2 protein-coding genes are annotated in these 1,506 nt (G+C 24.3%); both read left to right on the top strand.

The genetic code is table 4. The annotated features are described in order from the left end of the window. Positions 1-85: 85 nt before the first annotated feature. Positions 86-1,066: a site-specific tyrosine recombinase/integron integrase gene (xerA, locus tag MAU_RS03335; RefSeq protein ID WP_004425576.1), complete on the top strand. Its 981-nt coding sequence runs from the start codon at positions 86-88 to the stop codon at positions 1,064-1,066. Positions 1,067-1,075: 9 nt separating this feature from the next. Further along, positions 1,076-1,506 (top strand): restriction endonuclease subunit S (locus tag MAU_RS03330; protein WP_193741212.1); only part of this gene is annotated, 431 nt, incomplete at its 3' end.

The following is a 1,506-nucleotide window of genomic DNA, read 5'->3' as shown; positions in this document are numbered from 1 at the left end:
TCTAATATTAGTTTACCTAGGGTTATATTAAAATAAGATAACAGTCATAGGCTGTTCTTTATTTTTTTAGGAGATTAATATAACCATGAGAGATAAAATAATAAAAAACGTATTACAGAAAATGCAATCAACATTAAATAATAGTCAATTAGACAAATTAAGAAAAATATTAGAGGTTGAATTTTCTGATTTATCGGAAATTGATAAAGATGTATATCAATTAACTAATGAAACAATATTAGAATTATTTATAAATGCCAAGAAATTAGAAGGTTGTTCTGAAAATACATTAAACTATTATGTTTCAACTATTATAGCTATGCTTAATTGCGTAGGAAAAAACGTTAATGAAATTGATACTAATGATTTAAGAAATTATTTAGCAGATTTTCAAAATGTTAAAAAATCAAGCAAAGTTACAATCGATAATATTAGAAGAATCCTTTCAAGTTTTTTTTCATGATTAGAAGACGAAAATTATATAATTAAAAGTCCAGTAAGAAGAATTAAAAAAGTTAAAACACCAACAACAATTAAAGAAACATATACTGATGAAGAACTAGAAGTAATGAGGGATAGTACTACAAATATAAGAGATTTAGCAATAATTGATATTTTAAGTTCGACTGGCATGAGAATAGGGGAATTGGTTAAATTAAATATAGAAGATATCAATTTTTATGAAAGAGAATGTGTTGTTTTAGGTAAAGGAAATAAAGAGCGAATTGTTTATTTTGATGCTAGAACCAAAATACATCTAAAAAACTATATAGATTCAAGAATTGATAAGAATAATGCGCTATTTGTTTCTATAAAATACCCTTTTAATAGAATATCAATTAATGGTATAGAAAATAGATTAAAAAAAATAGGAAATAATCTTGGCATAAAAAAAGTTCATCCCCATAAATTTAGAAGGACATTAGCAACTGTAGCTATAGATAAAGGAATGCCAATAGAACAGGTACAAAGACTTCTTGGACATGAAAAAATAGACACAACATTAAAATATGCAATGGTTAAGCAAAATAACGTAAAAGTATCACACAAAAAATATATTAGCTAGAAGGAAAATATGAAAATATATAAACTTAAAGATGTATTAGAAATAAAAACTGGTAAAGAATTTAAAAATAAATCAATAGGTTGAACTCCTGTTTATAGCTCAGGTGGTATTATTTCATATATTAATGACTATATGGTTGATTTTCCTAGTGTATTATTGCCTAGAGTAGGGACATTGGATAGTATTTTTTATGTTGATAATAAGGTTTGAGTGACTGATAATATGTATTATTCAAAGATTTATGATAATATAGTAAATCCTAAATATCTATATTTTTATTTAAAAACAATTGATTTTTCAAGTAAACATTCAAAAACAACACAACCAAAAATGACCATTCGCGATTATTATGATATAGCTATACCCATTCCAAATAAAATAAAACAAGACAGAATAGTATCTTTTTTTAATTATATTGAAAGCAAAATCGAACTTAATAA

Source organism: Metamycoplasma auris 15026, from assembly GCF_000367765.1.
Taxonomy (GTDB): Bacteria; Bacillota_I; Bacilli_A; order Mycoplasmatales; family Metamycoplasmataceae; genus Metamycoplasma; species Metamycoplasma auris_A.
The sequence above is the reverse complement of the archived record's forward strand: the minus strand, read 5'-3'. Positions and strand labels throughout refer to the sequence as shown.